Source organism: Amycolatopsis sp. 505, assembly GCF_031625235.1.
Lineage (GTDB): Bacteria > Actinomycetota > Actinomycetes > Mycobacteriales > Pseudonocardiaceae > Amycolatopsis.
Map to the genome: position 1 here is coordinate 1 of NZ_JACKQP010000017.1, position 16,547 is coordinate 16,547.

Below are 16,547 nucleotides of genomic sequence, written 5' to 3' on the forward strand. Positions count from 1 at the left end.
AGCACTGATCGCCCTGGCCCGCCGCCTGGTCGACGTCATCTGGGCGCTGCTGCGCGACGGCCGCGAGTTTCACCCCTCACCACCGATCACGGCCGCAACCGCTGCTTGACACAGTCATTGAGACTCCTCGGAACGGACTCGGTAAACCGATCGGTTTCCGGTCCGGCCGAGCACTTCCGCCGAACCGGCGTTGCGCGCCGGCGTGGAACGGCTCCGCACCGAACTCGACCTCCATGACGTGACGCTGCTGGGCCGCCGAGCTGCCGGACCGGGTCCGGCGCGTCGTCGCGGTGAACGCCTACGACTTCCGCGGCGGCATCGCGCGGTCCGGCCTGCTCGCCCGTGCGGTGGTGACCGGCGTCCTCGCCCCCGGCGTGGGCCCGGTGGTCGCCGGGGTGGAGCCGAAAGCCGCGCTGCGCCGGATCCTGCGCGGCGGCCTCGGCGACAAGAGCGCCCTGCCGCGGGATCCACCAGAACCTGCCGAGCCTCATCGCGGCCCGCTCGCGTTACGCCGAAGTCGAAGCGCCCGTCCGGTTCGGCTACGGCGAGCACGACTGGTCCCGGCCGTCGGATCGGCGGGCCAACCGGGATCTGCTGCCCCACGCCGGGTTCACGGAGGTGCCGGGAGCGGGCCACTTCCTCGCCCCGGACCGGCCCGATGTGCTCGCCGGGCTGCTTGCACATCCCCGATGAGTACTCTACGTTCAAATATCGTCGATGCGGTTCGACGAAGAGTGACGGGTCGCCGTCTCCTGGGGGGCAGTCGAGAACGCCATGCGCAAGCGCGGTCACCACCGGCACGCCGGGGCCCGGCTCACCGCCGGCCCCCGGACGAACGTCCTGGCCTTGGTCGTGCCGCTGCGCGCCGGCGCCCACGACGTCGTCGTGCGGGAGTTCGTGGCCGCCGCGATCGCCGCGGCCGGGGCCCGGGACCACGCCCTGCTGCTGCTCACCGCCGAAGACGGCCCGGCCGCGCTGCGCCGGGCGGTGTCCTCGGCGGTCGCCGACGGGGTCGTCGTGATGGACGTCGAAGCCGCGGACGCGCGGGTGCCGGTGCTGCTCGGGCTCGGCCGGCCGGCGGTGCTGATCGGCGTGCCGGACCGGCCGCGCGGGCTCGGCTGCCTCGACCTCGACTTCGCCGCGGCGGGCGCGCTCTGCCTCGGGCACCTCGCCGGCCTCGGGCACGAGCACGTCGCCCTGATCGGCTCGACCCCCGCGACCTACCGGCGCGGCAGCAGTGCCGCGACCCGGCTCGCGCAGGGCTTCACCGCGGAAGCGGATCGCCGGGGCATCCGCTCGACGACGCTGGCCTGGGGCGACACCCACTGGCGGACGCTGCGCGGCCTGGACGCGCTGTTCGCCCGCCACCCCGGCGTCACCGGTCTGGTGGTGCACAACGAAACGGCGCTGCCCGCGGTACTGGCGGCCCTGCACCACCGCGGGCTGCGGGTCCCCGAGGACGTCTCGCTGGTCGCGGTCTGCCCGGACAGCCTGACCGCGCACAGCCTGCTCGAGCTGACCTGCCTGGCCATCCCGGCGCGGGAGATCGGCGCGCTGGCCGTCGAAACGGTCCTCGGGCAGCTCGACGACGGCACCGCGCCGGGAACCCGGCTGCTCGCCCCGGAGCTGACGGTCCGCGCCAGCACCGCGCCGCCGCGCCTGCCGGGAACCGGGCGGGCCGAATAGCGCCCCGCGTATTTTGCCACTGTCGGTATTCCGGTGATCAATTGTCGGCGGTTGGTTCACGGAAATGACGTATTGCCCGGACGGCCCGGACCGGTGTTAACGTGGCCGCGGCGACCGCGCGGCTGTTTTTCCCGCTCGCATTTGCCGAGACGAAATCCGGGGGAAGCGATCTCAGCCGGAGGGGCCTGACATGCATCGAAGACAGCTGGCGCTGGCGGCCGTCGTGGTGGCGGGGTGGTCGCTGCCCGTTCCGGCGGCGGCGGAACCGGCCGCCTCCCCCGTGGCAGCAAGCGATTCGGGCCAATCGGTCACGCTGATCACCGGCGACCGGGTGCGGGTGCTCCCGAATTCCCGCGGGGAAAGCACGGTCACGGTCGAACCGGGTCCGGGCCGCGAGCGGATCGGTTTCTTCCGCGAAACGCACACCGGCGCGCAGGCCGGCGACATCACCGTGGTGCCGTCGGACGCGCTGGCGCTGGTGGCGTCCGGCAAGCTCGATTCCCGGCTGTTCGACGTTTCCGGGCTGCTGCGGCAGCACCTCGCCGACTCCGAAGGCAGCCTCCCCCTGATCGTCACCTATTCCGCCGGCTCCCCCGCCGCCACCCCGCCCGCCACGACGGCCGTCCGCGACCTGCCGAGCGTGCGCGGCGCGGCGCTGCGCCAGGACCGGCGGCGCGCCACGGAGTTCTGGTCCTGGCTCACCGCCGGGTCCGCGCTGCGGCCCGGGGTCGGCAAGGTGTGGCTGGACGGCCTGGCCACCCCGGCCCTCGACGTCAGCGTGCCGCAGATCGGCGGCCCGGCCGCCTGGCAGGCGGGCTACACGGGCCGCGGGGTCACCGTCGGCGTGCTCGACACCGGCGTCCAGGCCGATCACCCGGATCTCGCCGGCAAAGTCGTGGAGGCCCGGGACTTCACCGGAACCCGGCCGGACGCGGGCGACGACCTCGGGCACGGCACGCACGTCGCCGGCATCATCGCCGGCACCGGGGCCGCTTCCGGTGGCCGCTACCGCGGGGTGGCGCCGGACGCCCGGCTGGTCAGCGGCAAGGTCTGCGTCGCCCACGGCTGCCCGGAATCCGCGGTGATCGCGGGCATGGAGTGGATCGCGCCGAAGGTCCGCGTGGTCAACCTGAGCCTCGGCGGCGACGCGACCGACGGCACGGATCCGGTGTCCCAGGCGGTGAACGCGCTGACCGGCCGCTACGGCACGTTGTTCGTCGCCCCGGCCGGGAACGACCGCTCGCTCGACCTGCCCGAACCCGGCCCGGTCGTCGCGCCCGCCGCGGCCGACGCGGCGCTGGCGGTCGGCAGCGTGTCGGCCCAGGACACCACCAGCGCGTTCTCGAACCGGGGCGCGCGGCTCGGCGACCACGCGGTCAAGCCCGACATCGCCGCGCCCGGCGAGGGCATCGTCTCGGCGCGGGCCGCGGGGACGCGCGACGGCGACACCGCGCCGGTCGACGACGACTACGCGCGGCTCTCCGGGACGTCGATGGCGGCACCGCACGTCGCCGGTGCGGCGGCCCTGCTGCTCCAGCGGCACCCGGACTGGCTCGCCGGCCGGCTCAAGACGACGCTGACCAGCACCGCCAAGCCCACCGGCGCCGTCGCCGAGCAGGGAGCCGGCCGGGTCGACGCCGCCCGCGCGGTCACCCAGCAGGTCACCGCCACCACCGGCAGCCTCGGCTACGGCTTCGTCGCCTGGCCGCGCACCCGGCCCGTCACGAAAACCGTGACCTACCACAACGACGGCGACGCGCCCGTCACCCTGGCGCTCGCCACCACCTCGCCCTTGTTCACGCCCACGGCCGCGGCCGTGGTGGTGCCCGCGCACGGCGATGCCGACGCCGGCGTCACCCTGCAGGCCGGCGGGGCCGCGGCCGGGCCGCACGGCGACCGGCTGACCGCGACGGCGCCCGGGATCACCGTGCAGACCGCGCTCGGCGCCTTCCTGGAAGCCGAAAGCTACGACGTGTCGGTGCGGCTGATCGGCCGGGACGGGCGGTTCACCGCGGGGGTCGCCACCCTCGTCGACACCGCGACCGGAGCCGCGTTCGGCGTGCGGCCGTTCGGCGCCGACGGCACGGCCGTGGTGCGGGTGCCCAAGGGACGCTACGACCTCAACGCGCTCGACGTGTCCGGAGACCCGACCGGCCAGACCCGGCCGGCCGCGGTGACGCTGCTGTCGCGGCCCGGTCAGCCGGTGACCGGCCCGGTTTCCCTCACCTTGGACGCCCGTGCGGGCCAACCGCTGCGCGCGGTGGTCGACCGCGCGGACGCGCGGCTGCAGGGCGGCGAACTGGGCCTGGTGTCCGGGAACCCGGGCGGGACCCGGACGAACACGCTCGCCTGGATCATCCAGCCGGGCACCGAGCTGTACGCGGTGGGCTCGGGCCGCGAGGTCACCGACCACACCTACGCGCTGTACTTCCGGGCGACGCTGGCCGCCCGCCCGGACGGCGACTACGTCTACCAGCTGGCGCTGCTCGAACGCGGCCGCGTGCCGGCGGACCCGGTCTTCCGGGTGCGCGACCGGGACCTCGCGGTGGTCGACGCGCGGTACCACACGCAGGGGAAACCGGCGGACAGCCTGCGTCTCGACGACGTCACGTTCGGTTTCCCGGGCGCCGACAGCGGGACGTACCAGGTCGCCGCCCAGGCCCTGCCGAGCCGGCGCACCGAGTACTACACGACCGGGGTGACCTGGCAGCACCTCCTGGCGGTGTACCCGGATCCGCTGACCGACGCGGAAAGCAACTATTCCTACCGGACCTACCGGGCCGGGCCGCAGCGCGCCGGCTGGAACCGCGCGCCGGTCGGGCCCGCTTTCGGCGCGCCGCAGGACGGCTGGGGTGTGCTCCGCGCCGGGAACCAGCTGGTGTACGCGATCCCGCTGGTGTCGGGCAGCGATCCGGAGCAGTACACCTCGCCCCCCGGAGGCCTCACCGGCACGGCGACGCTGTCGCGCGACGGCGTCACGCTGGCCACCGCGCCGAGCCCGGCGATCGGGGCCCTGGCCATCCCGGACGACGCGGGCACGTACACGCTGCGGTCGGTGGCCACGCGCAGCGTGCCGTGGTCGGTGGTGGGGACCGCGGCGGACGTGCTGTGGACGTTCCGCGAGCCCGGCCTGGCGGCGCCCGCGAAACCGTTGCCGCTCCTGGTGGTCCGGGCCGAGGGCGCGGTCGACGAGCAGAGCCGGGCCCCGGCCGGGAAGCCGTTCGTGCTCGCCCTGACCGCGCAGCGGCAGCCGGGTGCGGGCGAGCTCCGGCTGGCGGACCTGCGCGTCGAAACGTCCGTTGACGACGGTGCGAAGTGGACACCCGTGCCCACGGCCCGCATCGGCAACGGTGGCCTCGCGGTGGTGCGCAACCCGGCGGCCGCGGGGTTCGTGTCGCTGCGGATCACCGCCCGGGACACCGACGGCAACGCGGTCACCCAGACCGTGCTCAGGGCGTACCAGACAGCACCGTGACCGCGACGGCGGCGAGCGGGACGACGAAGGCGGCCCCGGTCAGGGCTTTCAGGGCCCGGCCGTGGGCGCGCCATTCGCCGTCCCAGCCGCTTTCGCCGTCGTAGCGCAGGTTCGCCGTCGTCATCAGCGCGCGGCCCAGCCCGAACCCGACACCCGCGGCCAGCGCCGCGGGCAGCGAAGCCGTGAGGGCGACGGCGATCGCGGCCACGTACGGCAGGCCGCTGGGCAGGTAGGTGCGCGCGCCGGTGCCCATTTCGAACCCGAACTGCAGCGGGCCGAGGTGGCGGCCGAGCCGGAACACCGTGTCCGGCACCAGCCGCCGGTTCTCCGGCAGCCGGAACGACCACACCCCGGTTTCCCGCAGCAGCACCGCACCCAGCACCGCGGCCACCACGGCCCAGCAGGCGGCCGCGGGAAGCGGGGCGCGCAGCAGGGAACCGGCCACGAGCGAGACGAGCGCGGTCAGGACGCCGCCGCAGACGAGCCCGGCGCAGAACGCCAGTGTCGGAGTGCCTCGCCAGACCGGCGAGCTCAGCACGAAGGCCGAGTTCCGGCTTCAACTGGAGCCGCTGGTGGCGAACCCGGCGGCCGCGCACAGCACGAGCCACGCCCCCGGCAGCAGCCGGCCCGGCGCGAACAGGAGCGCGATCGTCGCCACGGCCGCGGCGAGCACCAGCCCGGCGGCGAGGGTCAGCGGGTGCCACCGGCGCCGGGCGGTCCCGTCCTTCACAGGGCCGCGCGGCAGATCGTCAGGTACGTCTGGCCGGTGTACCCGCCGCCCCAGAAGGTGGAGAAGCCGTCGGAGCAGCGGTAGACCTTCTGGTCCGGCGTCGTCCACCGCCACGCGTTCTTGCCGACGAACTGGCCGCACGTGTTGGCCACGGGCTGGTGGTCGACCTGGAGGCCGCCCTCGTTCCAGGTGCCGTACTTGTGCCAGCCCGCTTCGCAGTAGGTGCTCCCCCGCCAGAACCCGCCGAAGCAGGCGGCGTAGGTGTTGACGTACGTGCCGCTGGTGTCGGTCAGTTCGGCGTAGCCGGTGGGATAGGCGTCCCGGCAGTCGTTGCGGTCGAAGCCCGGCATGCCGTACGGGCTGAACTCGGCGTTCGCCTTCCGGACGCGGGACAGGCCCGACCAGTCGAGCGCGGTCGCGCCGATCGTCAGCGCGCCGAGCGCCACCGCGCGCAGGAACGTCCGGCGCGTGCCGCGGACCTTCAGCTTCCGCCCCGCGCGGGTGGCCACGGCGTCCGGGCCGGGGTGGTCAAGATCGGGAATGTGCGCCGACTCCAGCGTCACCGGCTTCACCTCCTGACGTCGGACCGGCCCAGCCGGCCAGTGTGGTGTCCACTTCGGACGCCCGGACCGGGAGCAGCACCCGGCGGGCGCGGCCGGTGTCGTCGAGCAGCATCAGCACCGGCGGCGAGAGGTGGGAAACCGAACGCCACGCTTCGGCGTCGCGGACCACCGGCAGGCCGTGGGCGAGCTCCGCCCAGGTCGTCGCAGGTTCGTGGGTCAGCAGGGTCGCGTCCGCCCCGAGCGCCGCCAGCCGCTCGACCACGGTGAGGCACAGCGGGCAGCCCGAATCGACCGTGGCCACGACCCGGCCCGCGAACCGCGGGCCCAGCACCAGGTCCGGTGGCGCCGCGACGAAGCCGTCCGTGCTGCGGGTGATCGTCCCGCGCAGCAGCCGGACTTCGCGCAGGACGGCGGCCAGGCCGAAGAACAGCAGGATGATCGCCGCCCAGGTGAGGACGGCGAACGCGGTCGACGGCGTCATCGCCGGTCCCAGGCGATGTCGATGCCGTCGAGCCAGTCGAGCCGGTCCCGTTCGGTCTTCGCCGGCGTGTCCGCGAGGTGCACTTCGGCCACGCCCGCCGGGCAGCCGAGGACGAAGGAACCCTTGGCGTGCCCGGACTTCCAGACCTCGCCGTGCTTCGTGCGCGCACCCGCGTGCCGGGGCAGCAGGGCCGCGGCCTGGCGCGGCGCCGGGATCGACAGCGAACCGTGGTCCCGCACCACCACCACGAAGTGCTCGTTCGCCGGGTCCAGCAGCGTTTCCGCGCGGGGGACGACGGTCATGCCGTCGACGTGGTCTTCGATCCGCAGCGAGCCGAACAGGGCCAGCACGCGGTCGCGGCGGGGTGCCGGGCCGGCGTACACGGTCATCAGCTCGTGGTAGGCGCCGAGCAGGGTGGCCACGGACGACTGCCCGTCGCGGGCTTCGGCGACGACCACTTCCCGGCCGTGCACGACCAGGCGCTCGCGGGTTTCGGCCGGGGCGACGTACGTGCACGCGAAGTCGTGGTAGCCGCGCGGGCCGATCTGGAAGCCGGTGCCGTACGACCCGCCGACGAACCGGACACCGGCCACGACGTGGGAAACGGGGGCCGCCCCGGGCAGGCCCACGGTCACCCGGTCGCCGCCCGGCGCCACCAATCGCAACCGTTGTGCCCCCATGATACCTCCGATTCCCGGAATCGCACCCGGTGAGACTAGCCGACGGATTCCGCGGTCGCCACGATCATTTTCCAGCAGATCCCGAATTGCTCCGAACGGGGAGGGTATTTTTGTCCACTATTACCGTGGGTCCATGCACTCCTTCTGGTCCGCGGGAATGACGGCCCTGACGGCACTCGGCGCGTTTCTCCTGACCGCCGCCGGCGGCTCCCACGCCGTGCGCCACCGCGAGCATCGCGCGGTGCTGCGCGGCCACCGCCTGCTGCCGCCGGCGGTGGCCGCGCCGGCCGCGGGTGCGGAGATCTTCGTGGGCGCGGCGATGCTCGCGGTCCTGCTCGCCGCCCCGGCGGTCACGGTCTGGCCCGCCACCGCGCAAGCCGCGCTGTACTGCGCTTTTGCCGGCTACACGGCGGTGTTGCGGACGCGCCGGCCCGGCGTTCCGTGCGGGTGTTTCGGCGCGGAACGGGTGTCGTGGGCGGTGGTGGCCCGAGCGGCCGTGCTCGCCGTGGGCAGCGCCGGGTGCGCGGTCTTCGGCGTGCCCGGACCGGCCCCGGACCGCTGGGCGTGCGCGGCCGCCGGCGTGGTCCTCGCGATGGCGAACCACCTCATTCCGGCGTGGCGCCGAGGCGGCTGAACCGCCTCCGAAGCGATTCCTCGACGGTTTGTGAATCGGTGCTTATTCGCCGGAAAATCACTGCCGGTCAGAGCAGGTGAAGCCCTTCGGCGGCGGTGTAGCGGACGGCGAAGGGATCGGACAGTTCCCCGGCGAACCCGCCGTCCCGCTCGGCCACGAACCCGAGGAGATTCCACCGGTTCCCGGTGTCGCGAACCAGGCGGGGCGCGTACAGCCCGGGACACGGCACGGGCCGGGCGAGGGACAGGTCCCACGGACCGGTCACCGCGGGCCCGGGCACCGCCCACACCTGGTCCGCGGCGGCCCGGGGACCGAGGTTGCTGCAGAAGAGCAGCAGCGGCTGCCCGTCGACGACCGCGACCTGGGGGACCTCGAGGTGCCCGAAGCCGCCGGGCCGGGTCAGCGGCGGCCCGACCTCCCAGTTCAGCAGGTCGGCCGAGAAGGCGTGGCCGATCACCCCGCGCTCGAGCGGGGCGCCGTCCTTCGCGTGGGCGGTGACGAGCATGTGCCAGCCGTCCCCGTCCGGAGACGGGAAGACCCACGGGTCCCGCCAGGCTTCGCCGGCCCAGTCCGCGCGGTCGCCGTGGGCGTACCAGGTCGGGTCGGGTTCGACGAGCGGCTTCACCCCGGATCGGTGCCACGTGCCGAGGTCGTCGGAGACAGCGAGGCCGATCCGCTGCACCGCGTGATCGCCGTCGTCGCCGACGCCGGTGTAGAACAGGTACCAGCGCCGGTCCGGGCCGCGGACGACGGACCCGGTCCAGGTCGCGAGGTCGTCCCACGCCGGTCCGTCGGCGGGGACCAGCGCGTCGGCGACCAGCTCCCAGTGGCGCAGGTCGCGGGAAACGGCGTGCCCGATCGACGCCCGCCGGTGGCGCCGCTCGGGATCGAGCAGTGCCCGCGAGGCGCGCAGGAAGAAGACGTGGTGGCGGCCGTCGTCGTCCGTGGTGTACCAGCTGTCCCACACCCAGTGGTCGGGCAGGCGCAGCATCAGCGCACCTCCGGCGGCCGGGCGACCGAAGCCCGGGTGCGCAGCGGCATCGGGATGCGGTGGACCGGTTTCTCCCCGGCGGTTTCGCCGTTGATCTCGGCGAAGAGCGCGTCGACCGCGGTGCGGCCGAGGTCGTAGAACGGCAGGGCGACGGTGGTGAGCTTGGGCCGCATCCACGAGGCGAGCGGGTGGTCGTCGAACGAGACCACCGAGACGTCGTCCGGAACGCTCAGCGACGCCTCGGCCAGTGCCTGGTAGGCCCCGAAGGCGAGCCGGTCGTTGAGGCAGATCAGGGCCCGCGGCTTTGTGCGGGCGAGCAGGTCCCGGGTCGCGTCGAAGCCGTACTCGGGCAGCCAGTCGGCGGTCCTGGTGCCGCCCGCGAGCTCGACGCCGGCCCCGGCGAAGACCTCGCGGATGCCGACGAGCCGTTCCACCGCCGCGACACTGCCCCGCGGCACGTTCCGGAGCCCCGGCCCGGCGCCGATCAGGTGGATGCCGTCCCGGTGCCCGGCTTCCAGCAGCACCCGCGCGGCCGCGCGGCCGGCCTCGACCTCGTCCGGCACCACCACGGGCAACGGCGAAGGCGTCTTCGGCACGGCGTTGAGCAGGACCGCCGACGTCCCCAGCAGGCTCTCGGGAACCGAGACGCGCCGAGTGTACATCGAGGCGAAGACGATTCCGTCGACCTGGCGGTCGTGCATGCCTTGCAGCAGCGCGTGTTCGAGCTTGCTGTCCCCTTCGGACTCACCGATGAACAGCAGGACGCCCCGATCGCGGGCGGCCTCGATCGCACCCTTGATCATGTCGCCCGCCAGCCGGGAGGTGGCGACCGTGTCGGAGACGAACCCGATGGTCAGCGTGCGCCCGGTGCGCAGGCCGGCGGAGACGATGTTCGGCCGGTAGCCGAGTTCTTCCGCGATCGCCTTGAGCCGCTCCTGGACCTCGCCGGAAATGCGCAGTTCCGCTCCCCGGCCCGAAAGCACCAGGGACGCGGTGCTGCGCGAGACCCCCGCCGCCTTGGCGACGTCGGCCAGCGTGACCCGTCGTGGGCTCACCGTCGCACCCCCGCTTTCCCCGTCTTGACACCGGCTCGTCCGATCGCCGAGACTACCGATGCTAACTCGGTTTAGCAAGGTCGAAACCCCTGCTCGACCGGTGAATCCACTTGCGACGGAGGAGACGATGTTGTCCCGTCGAACACACCCCGGCCGGCCCCTCGGCACCCTCCTGGTCCTCACGCTGGCCGGCACGCTGGCCGCGGCCTGTTCGGGTCCGGGCGGCAGCGCGGGCCCCGGCGAAACCACCGCCACGGCCGTCACCGCGGAGCCGACGTGCGGGAGCGCACCGGTCACCCTGCGCGGCTACTTCGAAACCGGCTTCCCGATGGCGAAAGCGCTCACCGACGAGTTCACCAAGCAGTTCCCGAACGTCAAGTGGGACGTCCGCGAGGACCAGTTCGCGGTGATCACCCAGAACGCGCCGCGCGTCCTCGCCGACGACCCGCCGGACCTGATGCGCCTGCCGCAGGTGTCCGAGCTGGTCAAGGACGGCCTGCTGAAGAACCTCGACGGGTACGCGAAGTGGTTCGGCTGGGACAAGTGGCCGTCCGGGCAGCTCGCGCAGCTGCGGATGGGCCCGGGCGGGCGGCCGCGCGGAGCCGGGTCGCTCTACGCCATGGGCCTGAACTTCAGCGTGACCGGCGTCTTCTACAACAAGCAGCTCGCGGCCCGGATCGGCCTGACCACCCCGCCGGCCACGCTCGCGCAGCTCGACGAGGCCATGGCGAAGGCGAAGAACGCCGGGATCCAGCCGATCCAGCAGTTCAACGGCGGCGCCACCGGCGGGCTGGCCTTCCCGCTGCAGGACCTGATGGCCTCGGTCGGGCAGCCGGCGCCGATCAACGACTGGATCTACCAGAAGCCCGGCGCCACCATCGACACGCCGGCGAACCTGCAGGCCGCCCAGCACCTCGAGCAGTGGATCAAGGCCGGCTACTTCGCGCCGGACGTCAACGCCGTCGACTACGCCCAGATGGTCAGCCGGTTCACCGCCGGACAGGGCCTGTTCAGCTTCAACGGCGACTGGGAATCGGCCAACCTGGACAAACAGATGGCCGGCAACGTCGGGTTCTTCCCGATGCCGCCGGCACAGGCCGGGGGCAAGCCCGCGGCGATGTCGGCACCCCTGACGGTCGGGATCAGCGCCAAGGCCCCGCACGCCGACTGCGCGGCGTTCTTCCTCAACTGGGTGGCCACCAACGGCAAGGCGCGGGAAGTCGCCGTGCAGACCGGCGGATCGCACCCGATGGGCCCCGCGGACGCGCCGCTGCCCCCGGTGGCGGCGGGCACGGTGACCGCGGGGACGCTCGAAGCCGCCGCCCAGGTCGACCAGGCCGGCACCGCCATGGACTTCATCGCCAACGCGACCGGGGCGATCTACGCCAAGAGCTGGACGCCGCAGCTGCAGAAACTGGTTTCCGGCGAGCAGACGCCGGACGGGCTGCTGAAGTCGGTGCAGCGCGACTACACCGACCAGGTCGGGAGCTAGGCCCCGATGACCAGGTCGGGCAACCTCCTCGCGGCCGGGCCGCGACCGTCCACCGTGGTGGGACCGCCGGCGCGCCGTCGCCGCCGGTCCCGCCGCACCGGCTGGGCGGGTTGGCTCTTCGTGGCGCCGGCCCTGCTCTTCTACGCCGTGTTCGTGCTGCGGCCGATCGTCCTCACCGTGCAGTACTCGTTCTACGACTGGAACGGCATCGGCGCGTCCCGGTGGGCCGGCTTCGGCAACTACGCCAAGGTGTTCACCGATCCGGAACTGTACGAGTCGATCCTCCACGCGTTCGAGCTGATCGTGTTCTTCAGCGGGATCCCGGTGCTGCTCGGCCTGGCGATCGCGGCGACGATCCGCCGCATCGCGACGAGCCGGCTCGCGCTCGTCGCCCGGACCGTGCTGTTCCTGCCGCAGGTGATCCCGCTGGTCGCCGCCGGCATCGCGTGGACGTGGCTGCTGTCGGCCACCGGCGTCGTCAACCAGCTGTTCTCGGCGCTGGGCCTCGGCAAGGTGTCGAAGGCATGGCTCGGTGACTCCTCGACCGCGCTGCCCGCCGTCGGGGTGATCGGCGCGTGGGTCCTGCTCGGCCTGTGCATCCTGCTCTTCCTGTCGGGCATGAGCAAGATCGACCCGGCCCTGTACGAGGCGGCGCGCATCGACGGGGCCGGGGTCGTCCGCGAGTTCTTCGCGATCACGGTGCCCAGCCTGCGCCAGGAGATCGGCGTCTGCGTGACGGTGACGATCATCGCCGCACTCGCGAGCTTCGACGTCGTGTACGTCTCGACGCAGGGCGGTCCCGGGAACGCGACCATGGTGCCGGGCCTGGAGATCTACTACCTGGCGTTCTCGCAGCGCGAAGTCGGGCTGGCCTCCGCGCTCGCCGTCGTGCTGATGGTGGTCGTGCTCGCGGTGGTGCTCCCGATCCAGCGCGTCTCGAAGGAGGACAAGCCGTGAGGGGCTGGACCGGACGCATCCTCCTCGTCCTGCTGATGGCGGCGACGGTGCTGCCGTTCATCAGCCTCTTCGTCACCGCGCTGCACCCGTCCGGTTCGTACCCGTCCGGTTTGGACTGGCCGGCCGACCCGCAGTGGGGCAACTTCGCCAGGGCGTTCGAGGTGGCCCGGCTGGGCGAGTTCCTGAAGTCCAGCGTCCTGATCGTGCTCGGCGTCGTCCCGGTGTCCCTGCTGATCGCGACGATGGCCGGTTTCGCGACCGGGCACCTGCGCATGCCGGGCGGCCGCGCGGTGTTCCTGCTCTTCGTGCTCGGCTTGACGCTGCCGTTCGAGGGCATCATCACACCGCTCTACTTCCAGGTCAGGGACATGGGCCTGCTCAACACCCGCTGGGCGATCATCCTGCCGCTGATCGGCCTGTACATGCCGTTCTCGGTGTTCTGGATGCGCGCGCACTTCGTGACCATGCCGCACGAGCTGTCGGAAAGCGCCCGGGTGGACGGGGTGAGCACCTGGCAGCTGTTCTGGCGCATCCACGTCCCCCTGGCGAAGCCGGCGCTCTCCTCGCTGGCGATCCTGCTGTTCCTGTGGACGTGGAACCAGTTCCTGCTCGCGATCGTGCTGGTGGACAACCCCGCGAACCGCACGATGGCGGGCGCGCTGGGCGCGTTCCAGGGCCAGTGGGGTACCGACATCCCGCTGTTGTGCGCCGGTTCGCTGCTGATCCTGACGCCGACTTTGGTGGTGTTCTTGATCTTCCAGCGGCGGTTCGTGTCGGCGTTGCTGGCGGGTTCGCTGAAGGGGTGATCGTCGTCTCCCGCCACAATGGCAGACGTGCGAATTGCCTGGACGCCCGAGCCCCACGGTCGGGCTTGCTGCTCCTGCGCTACAGTCCGGTCGCAGGAGCATCAGACCTCACCCTCCGCATCGCGCGCGACCGTGGCGCCGGAAAACTGAGCATGATCATCGACGGTGAGATGGACGACGTGGCATGGCTACGTACAGGAAACTTCGGATCCGATGGCGTGAAGCAATCTCGGCGTGCCCTCAGTTCGGATCACTTACCGAGCCGACCGTGACATTCGCATTGGCGGCCGTGCGCGGCGACGAGCTGGGCAGGCGCAGATCGCCGATGAGGAACGTTCCGTCGCCTTGGTCTGTCGACGCCGCGGTTACGTGGTGGGCGAACTCGGCAGTCGGCCACTGGGTGCGCGTGGACCAGCGTGCGCCGGAGAGCAGGGTTCCGGACAGCGTGGCGCCGGCCAGGAGTGCGCCGTCGAGATTGGCGCGGTCGAGGGTTGCGTCGGTGAGGTTGGCGTTGACGAGCTGGGTGCCGATCAGCGAGGTTGCGGACAGATCGGCATTGGTGAAGTCGGCGCCCATCAGCTCGGCCTCGTTGAGCGTCGCACGGAACAGCGAAGCCCCGGCGAAGTCGGCGCCGAGCAGGAGTGTCTCCGTCAGGTTCGCGTCGTCCAGGTCGATAGTGACCGCCCAGAACACGTCCGGACGGTCCGGTCGGCGGTGCGTGTAGAGGATCTCCTGCGCGGCGCGGCGCACCTGCTTTTCTTGCCGCGCATCGGCGTCCTCGGGTTCGGCGAACGGCATCCGGAGGTAGGCGCACACCACGTTCACAATGGTCTGTCGCTGTGACTCGGCTGTCTCGCCGAGCCTGGCCAGCGCGTAGAGTCCGGCAAGACGGACCGGCGCGCGGTCACTGCCGAGCTGATCCGCGGCTTTCGTGTACAGCTCGGTTATCCGCCGTTCGCTGGCGTCGTACTCGGCGCGCTCGGCAACCTCCTGCTGGTGCTGCAGCGTCAACTCAGTGGACCGCTGCCGTCGCGCGGCGAGCAGTAGTGCGATCGCACCGCCGGTACCGACGACTACCGCGCCCGTGGTCCGCACTGCCTCCAGCCGCGCCAGATCCTGAGGGGCGCCGGTGCCGTACAGCACCAACAAGATCGTCAGGATGGCGCCGCCGATGAGGATGACAGTGATCGCGCCGATGATGATCGCGCGATTGGTCAACGGTTTCGGCGCCTCACGATCACGGCTCACAGACCGAGGCTACCCCAAGGCGCACTTTCACCGCTGATGGAAATGCGCCAGCGCGCCAGAACCCCAGGACTTGCACAGCAATGAAGACCCCAGCGTGCCATGAACCGGCAATAGCGTCGTGAGCTGCGAAAATCGGGTTTACCGATGTCGACGAACTGCGGCGCCTGATCCGGCTTCGATCGCTGGAACCGGGCTCGACGAGCAAGCGTGGTCCCGGCTCGTGCCTGGCCTCGCCTATCAACCGACGTGCTAGCAACCGGCCGACGCGCCGTATGCGGAAAAACCCATCACACAAGGCCGGCTTGTCGAGGCCAGTACCAGCAAACGGTCTTGTCGACTGGGCGTTCACGGCATGAACATCCGCTCATGCCGCTGGTCGTGCGCTCACGTCCGCTCATGGGCGGCAATCGTCGAGCGACGGCTGAGGCCTGCGGGCGCTTCGTCACGCGTCAGGGACTGCCGCCTTCGGCCCTCCGGGCGAGTTGCTCCAGTTCGGCGGTGCACATCATGAGCGTGCGCGTCGGAAGGTGCCGGAGGTAGTGGTCCACATCGGCACCCAGCACGAATACGTGCAGTGACAGCCCGGTTTCGTGGCACGACTCGATGGCCTGGCGAAGCGCGGCCAGCACGGCCGGGTGCCGGGTTTGGTACGAGGAGGCGACCAGGTGGTTGCCGCGATCCGCCGCGAGGTAGAACTGGATCAGATCCTTGGTGCCGACGAACAGTTCACTGGCTCCCGAAGTGCGGAACTCGGCCGCCGAGTGCACGGCCGCCGGTGTTTCGAGGAAAACGCCGAGTGGCGTGTCGCCGGTCAGGCCGAGGTGCTGCCGCAGCCGCAGGAACTCTTCCTGGTCATTGATGAACGGCACGGCGAAGCCGACTCGATCCGCGTCCCAGCCGAGGCGGACCCGCAGGTAGGCGCGGAGTGCCCGGAACGCGCGCGGATAGCGATGATCCGCCAGCAGCCACCGGGTGCCGTGGAGGCCGAGCTCCGGGTTGGGCTCGTCCTCCACCGCCACCCCGGTCGTGATCCGGGCGGCATCGTCCGAACGGAGGTCGAGCAGTCTCATGACCAGGCGTTGACCGGGAAGGAGCTCCTTCACCATCGAGCACAGCTGCGAGGCGATGGCTTCGCCGTAGTGCTCGGCCTCGCGATCCCCGGCCCGGAGCGAGTCGACTGGGCTCAGATCGGCGGCGAAGCAGACGAACTCCTCGCGGATGAAGTAGCAGTTCACCTGTTCGACGCGCGGCACGATGTCATTCGTGGACCGGATGTCGGCGGCGTCGGCGATGACCACGCAGACCGACTCGAGGTCGTCGAGGCCGGCACCTGCGAGTGGCACCTGCTGCCGCGTCGTGTCGACGCCGCCGAGGATGACCGACTCGCGATCGACCCGGACGGTGACTTCGCCCACCAACACGTCCGGCTCGAACGAATCGACGCGCAGGACGGGGATTCCCCGCGAGCGGCAAAGCGACTGCATGTGGCCGGTCCGGCCGCCTCTGGCGCAGATCACGGCGGATGAGGCGACGATGGCGTCGTAGAAGTCGGGGCCGAGTGTCTCGACCACCAGAACGGCGCCCTCGATCGGTTTCCTCGTGCGATTGCAGATGCCGCGAACGCTCGCTCGCGGCGAGCCGACGAGCAAGGACCCCGGTATTTCACGCAAGCCCGTCTTCTCACCGGTTTCCGGGTGATCCGCATCCGGTCGAGGCATGACACCAGGCTAGCCGGTCTCCCGCCGCAGG

Annotated in this window: 15 protein-coding genes; 6 read left to right on the forward strand and 9 right to left on the reverse strand. The window is 71.9% G+C overall.

Annotated elements, in window-relative coordinates; all coding sequences use genetic code 11:
- Positions 1-774 precede the first annotated feature (774 nt).
- Both H5965_RS42630 and H5965_RS42635 read left to right on the forward strand, forming a co-directional pair.
- Entirely contained in the window at positions 775-1,686 is a 912-nt protein-coding gene (locus tag H5965_RS42630; RefSeq protein ID WP_310976977.1) for a LacI family DNA-binding transcriptional regulator, read from the forward strand.
- Positions 1,687-1,876: 190 nt separating this feature from the next.
- Positions 1,877-5,161 carry a S8 family serine peptidase gene (locus H5965_RS42635; protein WP_310976978.1) on the forward strand — a complete coding sequence of 1,095 codons (3,285 nt, stop codon included), beginning with the start codon at positions 1,877-1,879 and terminating at the stop codon, positions 5,159-5,161.
- On the opposite strand, the gene H5965_RS42640 is transcribed toward H5965_RS42635, so the two are convergent.
- From H5965_RS42640 to H5965_RS42660, 5 genes are read right to left on the reverse strand one after another with little or no spacing between them, the layout of a single operon-like run.
- Complete coding sequence (locus H5965_RS42640; RefSeq protein WP_310976979.1) at positions 5,136-5,699, reverse strand: hypothetical protein; 564 nt, start codon at positions 5,697-5,699, stop codon at positions 5,136-5,138. The genes H5965_RS42635 and H5965_RS42640 overlap by 26 nt on opposite strands.
- Positions 5,700-5,717: 18 nt before the next feature.
- Positions 5,718-5,891, reverse strand: coding sequence for a hypothetical protein (locus H5965_RS42645; RefSeq protein ID WP_310976981.1), 174 nt, complete (start codon positions 5,889-5,891; stop codon positions 5,718-5,720).
- Complete coding sequence (locus H5965_RS42650) at positions 5,888-6,454, reverse strand: hypothetical protein (RefSeq protein ID WP_310976983.1); 567 nt, start codon at positions 6,452-6,454, stop codon at positions 5,888-5,890. Before H5965_RS42650 ends, H5965_RS42645 begins: the two co-directional genes overlap by 4 nt.
- Positions 6,420-6,935, reverse strand: a complete 516-nt coding sequence (locus H5965_RS42655; RefSeq protein ID WP_310976985.1) for a hypothetical protein — start codon at positions 6,933-6,935, stop codon at positions 6,420-6,422. Before H5965_RS42655 ends, H5965_RS42650 begins: the two co-directional genes overlap by 35 nt.
- Positions 6,932-7,615, reverse strand: coding sequence for a hypothetical protein (locus H5965_RS42660; protein ID WP_310976987.1), 684 nt, complete (start codon positions 7,613-7,615; stop codon positions 6,932-6,934). Before H5965_RS42660 ends, H5965_RS42655 begins: the two co-directional genes overlap by 4 nt.
- 133 nt (positions 7,616-7,748) lie before the next feature.
- Here H5965_RS42660 and H5965_RS42665 point away from each other — a divergent pair, with 133 nt between their 5' ends.
- On the forward strand, positions 7,749-8,249 hold the full coding sequence (locus H5965_RS42665; protein WP_310976988.1) for a MauE/DoxX family redox-associated membrane protein: 501 nt from the start codon (positions 7,749-7,751) through the stop codon (positions 8,247-8,249).
- Between the two features lie 67 nt (positions 8,250-8,316).
- On the opposite strand, the gene H5965_RS42670 is transcribed toward H5965_RS42665, so the two are convergent.
- Both H5965_RS42670 and H5965_RS42675 read right to left on the reverse strand, forming a co-directional pair.
- A complete protein-coding gene (locus tag H5965_RS42670) occupies positions 8,317-9,240 on the reverse strand; it encodes a glycosyl hydrolase family 32 (RefSeq protein WP_310976990.1) in 924 nt (307 codons plus the stop codon).
- On the reverse strand, positions 9,240-10,295 hold the full coding sequence (locus H5965_RS42675; protein ID WP_310976991.1) for a LacI family DNA-binding transcriptional regulator: 1,056 nt from the start codon (positions 10,293-10,295) through the stop codon (positions 9,240-9,242). The genes H5965_RS42670 and H5965_RS42675 overlap by 1 nt, the downstream gene beginning before the upstream one ends.
- Before the next feature lie 130 nt (positions 10,296-10,425).
- On the opposite strand from H5965_RS42675, the gene H5965_RS42680 reads away from it, so the two are divergent.
- Genes H5965_RS42680 through H5965_RS42690 form a run of 3 tightly spaced genes read left to right on the forward strand, consistent with a single transcriptional unit; the run spans position 10,426 to position 13,550 of the window.
- Complete coding sequence (locus H5965_RS42680) at positions 10,426-11,787, forward strand: extracellular solute-binding protein (protein WP_310976992.1); 1,362 nt, start codon at positions 10,426-10,428, stop codon at positions 11,785-11,787.
- A gap of 6 nt (positions 11,788-11,793) precedes the next feature.
- Positions 11,794-12,744, forward strand: coding sequence for a sugar ABC transporter permease (locus H5965_RS42685; RefSeq protein WP_310976994.1), 951 nt, complete (start codon positions 11,794-11,796; stop codon positions 12,742-12,744).
- Positions 12,741-13,550, forward strand: coding sequence for a carbohydrate ABC transporter permease (locus H5965_RS42690; RefSeq protein ID WP_310976996.1), 810 nt, complete (start codon positions 12,741-12,743; stop codon positions 13,548-13,550). Before H5965_RS42685 ends, H5965_RS42690 begins: the two co-directional genes overlap by 4 nt.
- Positions 13,551-13,790: 240 nt before the next feature.
- Here the strand turns inward: H5965_RS42690 and H5965_RS42695 are convergent, their stop codons facing one another.
- Together H5965_RS42695 and H5965_RS42700 are read right to left on the reverse strand one after the other, a co-directional pair.
- Entirely contained in the window at positions 13,791-14,798 is a 1,008-nt protein-coding gene (locus H5965_RS42695) for a pentapeptide repeat-containing protein (protein ID WP_310976997.1), read from the reverse strand.
- Positions 14,799-15,247: 449 nt separating this feature from the next.
- Positions 15,248-16,516 carry a putative PEP-binding protein gene (locus H5965_RS42700; protein ID WP_310976999.1) on the reverse strand — a complete coding sequence of 423 codons (1,269 nt, stop codon included), beginning with the start codon at positions 16,514-16,516 and terminating at the stop codon, positions 15,248-15,250.
- Positions 16,517-16,547 lie beyond the last annotated feature (31 nt).

Bases quoted from the DNA above. Each gene is read 5' to 3' on its own strand.
- H5965_RS42630 (WP_310976977.1), top strand. From the start codon at position 775: ATGCGCAAGCGCGGTCACCACCGGCACGCCGGGGCCCGGCTCACCGCC.
- H5965_RS42635 (WP_310976978.1), top strand. From the start codon at position 1,877: ATGCATCGAAGACAGCTGGCGCTGGCGGCCGTCGTGGTGGCGGGGTGG.
- H5965_RS42655 (WP_310976985.1), bottom strand. From the start codon at position 6,935: ATGACGCCGTCGACCGCGTTCGCCGTCCTCACCTGGGCGGCGATCATC.
- H5965_RS42660 (WP_310976987.1), bottom strand. From the start codon at position 7,615: ATGGGGGCACAACGGTTGCGATTGGTGGCGCCGGGCGGCGACCGGGTG.
- H5965_RS42665 (WP_310976988.1), top strand. From the start codon at position 7,749: ATGCACTCCTTCTGGTCCGCGGGAATGACGGCCCTGACGGCACTCGGC.
- H5965_RS42670 (WP_310976990.1), bottom strand. From the start codon at position 9,240: ATGCTGCGCCTGCCCGACCACTGGGTGTGGGACAGCTGGTACACCACG.
- H5965_RS42685 (WP_310976994.1), top strand. From the start codon at position 11,794: ATGACCAGGTCGGGCAACCTCCTCGCGGCCGGGCCGCGACCGTCCACC.
- H5965_RS42700 (WP_310976999.1), bottom strand. From the start codon at position 16,516: ATGCCTCGACCGGATGCGGATCACCCGGAAACCGGTGAGAAGACGGGC.